Origin of the sequence: Synechocystis sp. LEGE 06083 (assembly GCF_015207725.1) — a bacterium.
In the GTDB taxonomy this organism is placed as follows: Bacteria; Cyanobacteriota; Cyanobacteriia; order Cyanobacteriales; family Microcystaceae; genus Synechocystis; species Synechocystis salina.
In genome coordinates this window covers 1-8175 of the sequence record NZ_JADEWJ010000175.1, presented here as the reverse complement: position 1 = coordinate 8175, position 8175 = coordinate 1, and the positions used below count along the sequence as shown (strand labels likewise).

Here is an 8175-nt window from a genome sequence, read left to right as displayed (position 1 = left end):
ACCTGAACCCGAGCCGGAACCTGAACCCGAGCCGGAACCCGAACCCGAGCCGGAACCCGAACCCGAGCCGGAACCCGAACCCGAACCCGAGCCGGAACCCGAACCCGAACCCGAGCCGGAACCCGAACCCGAGCCGCCAACTCCTCCCATCCCCGTCGAGCCTCCAACTTCTCCAGATGTTGAAGAAATCGATGATGAGAGGCAGATATCGTTTGACATTGAGAGGTCTACCGTTACTAATACCCCCAGTCTGGAAATCCAGACTCAAGACATAGCTCCGGGTATTAATCTTTTCAATACCAACGTTGGCGTTAACTTCCCTACCAATCAGGTTGTTTTGCAACAACAATTAAATCAAAATGTAGAGGAAGGAATTTCTGCACAGTTCACTACTCACCTTAATTTGAATATTGATATTGAGCTGGTCAGCCCCGTTGATGTTTTACAGGAGTTAAATCTCAATACTGGGGTAAACTCTGCCTTGGTTTATATCTATTTTTATCCTCCGGGAACCGCAGGAGAAAATCTTCCCGAATGGCAATTTTCTTCTAATAGTGGGCTGACCATTCCCCCCTTAGCTTCCTATCCCAAAATAAATCATTGGCAAGTAGCCTCCACTGAGCAACTGGTCATTCCCCCCAATAATGATCCGCAACCGGATGATCAGTTAGTAATCGTGCTAGTGACGGCAGATGGTATTGCTAAGCCAATTCCCCTCAATGTCAGCCGCCGGGAAGTGGTTCGTCAGGTGGAAATTTTGAACCGGAACTTAACTGCTCCAGGGCGGGGAGATGACTACCAAGCTCAAGCTTCCCAGTTGTACGACTGGTTTATCAGGCCAATTAAGCCAATTTTGGAGGATAGGAAAATTGAGAATATCAGCTTTATTCTCGACCGGGGATTACGTTCTTTGCCCATGGCGACAATGTATGATCGCCAATTGGAGAGGTATTTGGTTGAGGATTATAGCGTGGGGCTTATGCCTAGCTTGGCTCTGACCAATCGAGAATACACCCCCGTCCAAGGTTCCCAAGTATTGGCTATGGGGGCAGAAACCTTTGCCAGCCAAAATCCATTGCCAGCGGCGGCGGTGGAAGTGGATACCATTACCAATCAATTGTGGCGGGGTAGTGCTTTCCTCAATGACCGGTTCACGGTGGATAATTTTGTCCAGTCCTTGGCGACCAAAGAATATAGCTTAGTACACTTGGCTACCCATGGTGAATTTTTACCCGGCAATCGCAACAATTCCTTTGTGGTTTTCAGTGATCGGTCTTTAGATTTGGACGAATTTGCCAACGTTGGCTTGGATAAACCCATTGATTTGATGGTGTTATCGGCCTGTCGCACTGCGGTGGGAGATTTCGACGCTGAATTGGGCTTTGCTGGCCTAGCCGTGAAAACCGGAGTCAAAACGGCGATCGGTAGTCTGTGGTACGTCAGCGATGAAGGAACTTTTGCCCTGATGACCAGTTTCTACGATCAACTCCAACCAGCCCCCATTAAGGCCAAAGCCCTACAGCAAGCCCAATTAAGTCTGCTCAAGGGAGAAATTCGAGTTGTGGGGGACAATCTGATCCTTGGGGATGGCACAAATATTTCCCTTGTAGATTTACCATCGGATATCCGGCAACGCTTAGCAACGCAGGATTTAACTCATCCCTATTTCTGGAGCGGTTTCACCCTGGTGGGGAGTCCCTGGTAACAAGAACAGAACTTGGTCGGGCCAGTGCTCCCATTTCCTTTGCTTTGCCGTTAACCCATATCGCCATTTGTAATCGCTAAGGCCACTGGGGGTGCCGATCCGTGGCCATAATGGAGGCGAAGACGAATTACAGAAAAACTACCATGTCCTTTGCCAATGCCAATACTCCCCCCCAAGTTGTTGTGTTGGGGGCCGGAGCCTGGGGCTCTAGTCTTGCCTATGTGTTGAACAATAATGACATTCCTACCCAAGTTTGGTCTCGCCGATCGCCGCAGAGCCTAGAATCCATGGTGGCGGGGGCGGATGTAATTGTCTCGGCGGTTTCCATCAAGGGGGTACCATCGGTGGCGGCGAGGTTAGAGGCCATGGACCTCCAGAAGCGGACTATTTTGGTAACGGCCACCAAGGGTTTAGACCCTGAAACCATGGCTACCCCTTCCCAAATTTGGCAAGCCTCCCTACCTTCCCAGCCGATCGCCGTTTTGTCGGGGCCTAATTTATCGAAGGAAATTGACCAAGGCTTGCCGGCGGCAACGGTGGTGGCCAGTAGTGACCAAGCCGCAGCGGAAGAAATCCAAACCATTTTTGCAGCGGATAACTTTCGGGTGTACACCAACAACGATCCCCTAGGCACAGAATTGGGCGGCACCTTAAAAAATGTCATGGCGATCGCCGTGGGAGTATGCGAAGGTTTGGGACTAGGAACCAATGCCAAATCCGCCCTCATCACCAGGGCCCTACCGGAAATCACTAGGGTGGGACTGCATTTTGGGGCCCAACCAGACACCTTTTGGGGCCTAGCAGGATTGGGGGATTTATTGGCTACCTGCTCCAGTATGCTCAGCCGTAATTATCGGGTGGGTTATGGTTTATCCAAAGGGCAACCCCTGGAGGAGATTTTAGCCAACCTAGGAGGCACCGCCGAAGGGGTTAACACCACCGACGTACTAATAAAAATTGCCAATCGGGAAAAAATTGCTGTGCCCATCAGTAGACAGGTTTATCGTTTGCTCCACGGAAAAATTACTCCGCCCCAGGCAGTGGAAGCATTGATGGAAAGGGAATTGAAAGCAGAATTTGAGGACTTTGATCTTTGACATGGTTCTGTTCTCCCATCATGATCATGATTCAGGCCGAGTTAGGGGTCTAAACAAGACAATGATTTTTTCATTGGGAGCAAAATCAGCTCAAAGCTCCCCCATTGCTAAAGTTTAAGCGGCTCCATGGCGACGGGAGCAACAGTTACCCCGATGAACAACTTTTGAGGCGTAATCCCAAAATCAACAAATCCCGTTCCTGGCCCCCCAACTCCGCCACCTTGGGCAATAGGCCCCACTGCTCAAAACCGTGGCGTTGAAACAAACGAATACTGGGCTGATTGTGGGCAAAAATGTATCCCAGCAACGTTTTTAGCCCCAACTGGGGGGCCTTGGCGATCGCCGTTTTGAGTAAATACTGCCCCAAACCTCGGTGATGCCAGAGGGGGTCAAGGTAAATACTCAACTCCGCAGTGCGATGGTAGGCAGGGCGACCATAAAACCGCTGAAAACCCAACCACCCCACTATTTGCTTGTGCTCCGTTACCAACACCCAGAGGGGATAGGTGTCTGGCCCATGGTCCGCAAACCACTGACGACGGCTTTCCACCGTAATTGCATCGGTATCGCCGGTGGCTACATTTTGGGGAATGTTGGCATTGTAAATAGCAACAATAGAATCTAAATCCGTAATGATGGCATCCCGTAGGAAAAGGTCAGATGGGATCACAGCAATATTTTAGTACTTGCGGGGTTGATATAGGCACTAGTCTAAATGTTAATGGGAATTGCGATAGTTTCCGTCATTTCTAGGCGATCGCCAGAACGGAGTCGCAAAAATTGGTAGCGAAAAATACATTTTCTAACTACTTGACTCTTTACGATGGATACTCGACGCAGCGCAAAATTGTAATCTATCTGACTGCACTAAGGAGAAAAAATGGCTAAAACCCCCCAGGAAGTCCTCAAGTGGATCCAAGACGAAAAAATTAAGATTATCGACCTTAAGTTTATTGATACGCCGGGAATTTGGCAGCATTGCTCCTTCTATTACGACCAACTTGATGAAAACTCCTTCACCGAAGGTATTCCCTTTGATGGCTCCAGTATCCGGGGGTGGAAAGCCATTAATGAATCCGACATGTGCATGGTGCCCGACCCAAACACCGCCACCATCGATCCCTTCTGCAAAGAACCGACCTTGACCATGATTTGCAGTATCAAGGAGCCCCGCACTGGGGAATGGTATAACCGGGATCCCCGCACCATTGCCGCCAAAGCCGCCGAATATCTCCGTGGCACTGGCATTGCCGACACAGTTTACTTTGGTCCCGAAGCTGAATTTTTCCTCTTCGATGACATTCGCTTTGGCCAAACGGAAAATTCTAGCTACTACTTTGCCGACAGCGTGGAAGGGCGTTGGAACACCGGTCGGGAAGAGGAAGGGGGCAACCTAGGCTACAAACCAGGCTATAAACAGGGTTATTTCCCCGTCGCTCCCACCGACACCGCCCAGGATATCCGCACAGAAATGTTGCTCACCATGGCGGCCTTTGGCGTTCCCATTGAAAAGCATCACCACGAGGTAGCTTCCGGTGGTCAGAACGAATTGGGCATCAAGTTTGACAAGTTGGTCAATTCCGCTGACAACTTGATGATCTATAAGTATGTGATCAAAAACGTGGCTAAGAAGTACGGCAAAACCGTTACCTTTATGCCCAAGCCCATCTTCAACGATAATGGTTCTGGCATGCACGTGCACCAGTCCCTCTGGAAAGATGGCCAGCCCCTCTTTGCCGGGGATAAATATGCCGGCTTTAGCCAAATGGGTCTGTGGTACATCGGCGGTATTTTGAAACATGCCCCTGCCCTGTTAGCCTTCACCAACCCCACCACCAACTCTTACAAACGACTGGTGCCCGGTTTTGAAGCCCCCGTTAACTTGGCCTACTCCCAAGGCAACCGTTCCGCCTCCGTGCGGATTCCCCTCTCCGGTGGTAACCCCAAAGCCAAGCGTCTGGAATTCCGTTGCCCCGACGCCACCTCCAACCCCTATCTCGCTTTTGCCGCCATGCTCTGTGCCGGTATTGATGGGATCAAAAATCAGATTGACCCAGGCGAACCCTTGGATGTGGACATCTACGACCTCAGCCCCGAGGAATTGGCCAAGATCCCTTCCACCCCTGGTTCCCTAGAGGCGGCATTGGAAGCGTTGGAGAAAGACCATGAGTTTTTGACTGGTACCGGCGTTTTCTCCGCTGATTTTGTGGAAAGTTGGATTGAGTACAAACTCGACAACGAAGTTAACCCCATGCGTCTACGTCCCCACCCCTACGAGTTCTCCTTGTACTACGACTGCTAAGTCAGTCCATCTCAGCGGGTTTTAGGTAGTAACTAAAATCTGTTTCAACGGCCGGCCCCATACACCGATGGTGGTACTAACTGGGTTGGCCTAGAACTGATTAAAAACCAAACGGCGATCGCCAACCAGACACTTTCTTTGTGGGAAATTCTGGGGGGCGATTTTTCTTTTAGAAAGATTTGTTGAGTCCAATCAATGGTCTGACCAGGGATTTATCATGGTTATAGTGCCACCGTGATGCCGATGAAATCTCCCCTGCGTCGTCTACTGCTTTCCCCCCTACTGCCAATTCTCATCGGGGCAGGGTTATCGGTAATGACCGTTAATACTTGGTTTTTTCTCCACAACCAAGTTCAACAGCGACTCAAACAAGTTTTGACCAATCGTCTGATTAATATTCACGAACAAATTGAAAATCAACTCAATATTCACATCCGTCAACTGGAGCAAATGGCCGGACGTTGGGAACGATCGCCAACGGGAACGGAGCAAACAGATTGGGCGTTGGATGCCAGGGCCCAGGCGGAAAGTTTCAGTGGTTATCAGGCGATCCAATGGGTGGATTCAAAATTTGTGGTGCGGTGGGTTGAACCATTGCCCGGTAATGAACAGGAGATTGGCTATGCTAACCACTATCCCCGCCAAATCCAATCCCTAGAATTAGCAGCGAGGCAAAAAACTACCATCCTCAGCAGAGTGGTGGATTTAAATGAGGGAGAGAAGGGGTTTTTGGTGTATGTGCCCCTATTTATCGAAGATAGATTTGACGGTTTTGTGGACTTTAGTGGAGTGGGGAGATATTGATCGCCCAAAAATTAACGGAAGTCGATGACGGCGATCGCCAGGTAATGGGGGCAGTCAGGGAGGGGGATTGCTCCTGATCGGCTAGAATACCTCAAAGAAAATCAAGTCTTTGAAATTATCTTTGGAGAACCTTTATCAATGTTTAATACCGCTTTATTTTTAGCCCAGGCTAGTCCCACCACCGCTGGTTGGAGTCTTTCGGTGGGCATTATCATGTGCCTTTGTAATGTGTTTGCTTTTGTGATTGGTTACTTTGCGATTCAAAAAACCGGTAAGGGTAAGGATCTGGCCCTGCCTCAATTGGCATCGAAGAAAACCTTTGGGTTGCCGGAGTTGCTGGCTACCATGAGTTTTGGTCACATTCTGGGAGCCGGTATGGTGTTGGGTCTGGCCAGCAGTGGCATTCTTTAGAAAAAGATCAGGCATCAATAATCTTGCATAGGGGCAGTGACCATGGTGTTTTACCAGGGCTTTGCCAAAGTTTTTTCTAGGGTTTGAGCACTGGCCATGGGTTACTGTCGTTTTTTATCAGCTTGCCTCACTGGGATTTTGCTTGTTCCCCTAGTGGCGATCGCCCCTGCGACCGCTGGTCGGATCCAGTATTGTTATCCGGTGGAAAAAAGCCGGACTTTACGGGATCCTGGCAGTCATCCCCAAGCCTATGACGATGGCTACCGGGAGGGAGCGGCGGCGGCCAGGGAGAAAAAACCCTTTGAACCCCGTTCTGCTGGGGGAGAATTTGCCCGGGGATTTGAGGATGGTTATTACGGCAGAACCTACGGCGGTCAGCAAAATGTGGTGCCGGATCGCACTGACACCTACACCACCAATCAGTGTCGGACCTATGAGTACAATGATGGCGATGCGGTGGAGCAAACCTTAAAGCGGGTTTTGGATGACTTCCAACGGGATTTGCGGCGGGACTGGAATATTAATGTGAGATAACCATGGGGAGTTTTGACCCGCTAACATTCGTCTCGCTCAAGGCCCCTAAGCTGGACTGAAACCGCTAATCTGGGAAGACAATCTTTTGGGAGTTGGGGATATGGGGGCAAATCAGTTCGATGTGGTGGTGGTGGGCTCTGGAGCGGCGGGGCTATATGCCTGTCTTTGTTTGCCAAGCCATTACCGTGTAGCTCTGGTGACCAAGGCGGAACTGAAAACGGGAGCCAGTGATTGGGCCCAAGGGGGCATTGCGGCCGCCATTGCTCCGACGGATTCTCCCCAGGCCCATTATGAAGATACCCTGGCTGCTGGAGCTGGTTTGTGTGATGGGGAAGCGGTGGATTTTTTGGTGAACCATGCCCCCCAGGCGATCGCCGAGTTGGTGCAGTTCGGTGTTAGTTTTGACCGCCATGGCCAGGATCTGGCTTTAACGTTGGAGGCGGCCCATTCCCAACCCAGGGTACTCCATGCGGCGGATACCACCGGCCGGGCGATTGTGTCGACGTTGATGGAACAGGTGCAAGCCCGGTCCAATGTGGAAATTTTTTCCCAGGCGATCGCCTTGTCTTTAAATATTGATCCAATAACGGGCCATTGTCGGGGTATTCAGGTTTTCGTTAATCAAACCATTGCAACTTTCCATTGCCGAGCGGTGTTATTGGCCACGGGGGGCGGCGGCCAGGTTTTTGCCCAAACCACCAACCCAAAAGTTAGTACCGGTGATGGCATTGCCCTCGCTTGGCGATCGGGGGCCCAGGTGCGGGATTTGGAATTTTTTCAATTCCATCCCACAGCTTTAACTAAACCGAGTGTGCCCCATTTTTTGATCAGTGAAGCGGTGCGGGGGGAAGGGGCCCATTTGCTCGATCGCCAGGGCAAAAGATTTGCTTTTGATTACCATCCCCGGGGGGAACTAGCCCCGAGGGACGTGGTTAGCCGGGCGATTTTCCAACATTTGGCTAATACGGAAGTTGACCCAACCCAGGCTACGGTTTTTCTGGATTTAAGCCCCATTGAACCGGAACGCATCCAGCGACGGTTCCCCAACATTATTCGCCGTTGCCGCCAGTGGGGGGTGGACATTTTCCAAGAACCGATTCCCGTTGCCCCAGCGGCCCATTATTGGATGGGGGGCATTACCACCGATATCAATTGTCAAACCACCATTCCAGGGTTGTATGCGTTGGGGGAAACCGCCAGCACCGGAGTCCATGGAGCTAATCGTCTGGCCAGTAATTCTCTGCTGGAATGCATTGTTTTTGCTAGTCAATTAAGAAATTTGAGCCTACCGCCCTTTTCCTCCAGTGCCCCCCCTGTCAGTC

8 protein-coding genes and 1 pseudogene are annotated in these 8175 nt (G+C 50.7%); 7 read left to right on the top strand and 2 right to left on the bottom strand.

Features of this window, described 5'->3' with window-relative positions:
* Positions 1–268 (bottom strand): hypothetical protein (locus tag IQ219_RS20150; RefSeq protein WP_228017070.1); only part of this gene is annotated, 268 nt, incomplete at its 3' end.
* A gap of 69 nt (positions 269–337) precedes the next feature.
* Here IQ219_RS20150 and IQ219_RS13255 point away from each other — a divergent pair.
* The gene (locus tag IQ219_RS13255; protein ID WP_228017068.1) at positions 338–1705 is read left to right on the top strand and encodes a CHAT domain-containing protein; all 1368 of its coding nucleotides are present in this window, start codon (positions 338–340) and stop codon (positions 1703–1705) included.
* Between the two features lie 143 nt (positions 1706–1848).
* Positions 1849–2802: an NAD(P)H-dependent glycerol-3-phosphate dehydrogenase gene (locus IQ219_RS13250; protein WP_194072920.1), complete on the top strand. Its 954-nt coding sequence runs from the start codon at positions 1849–1851 to the stop codon at positions 2800–2802.
* 145 nt (positions 2803–2947) lie between these two features.
* On the opposite strand, the gene IQ219_RS13245 is transcribed toward IQ219_RS13250, so the two are convergent.
* On the bottom strand, positions 2948–3472 hold the full coding sequence (locus tag IQ219_RS13245) for a GNAT family N-acetyltransferase (RefSeq protein WP_190599645.1): 525 nt from the start codon (positions 3470–3472) through the stop codon (positions 2948–2950).
* Positions 3473–3682: 210 nt separating this feature from the next.
* On the opposite strand from IQ219_RS13245, the gene glnA reads away from it, so the two are divergent.
* From glnA to nadB, 5 genes and pseudogenes are all read left to right on the top strand, one after another.
* Positions 3683–5104, top strand: a complete 1422-nt coding sequence (gene glnA, locus IQ219_RS13240; protein WP_194019714.1) for a type I glutamate--ammonia ligase — start codon at positions 3683–3685, stop codon at positions 5102–5104.
* A gap of 243 nt (positions 5105–5347) precedes the next feature.
* Positions 5348–5881: pseudogene (locus IQ219_RS13235) on the top strand (CHASE domain-containing protein); the annotation flags it as partial.
* Positions 5882–6046: 165 nt separating this feature from the next.
* On the top strand, positions 6047–6319 hold the full coding sequence (gene psaK / locus IQ219_RS13230; RefSeq protein WP_194072919.1) for a photosystem I reaction center subunit PsaK: 273 nt from the start codon (positions 6047–6049) through the stop codon (positions 6317–6319).
* A gap of 96 nt (positions 6320–6415) precedes the next feature.
* The gene (locus IQ219_RS13225) at positions 6416–6853 is read left to right on the top strand and encodes a hypothetical protein (RefSeq protein WP_194072918.1); all 438 of its coding nucleotides are present in this window, start codon (positions 6416–6418) and stop codon (positions 6851–6853) included.
* Between the two features lie 100 nt (positions 6854–6953).
* Positions 6954–8175: L-aspartate oxidase (gene nadB, locus IQ219_RS13220; protein WP_194072917.1), on the top strand; the 1222-nt coding region annotated here is incomplete at its 3' end.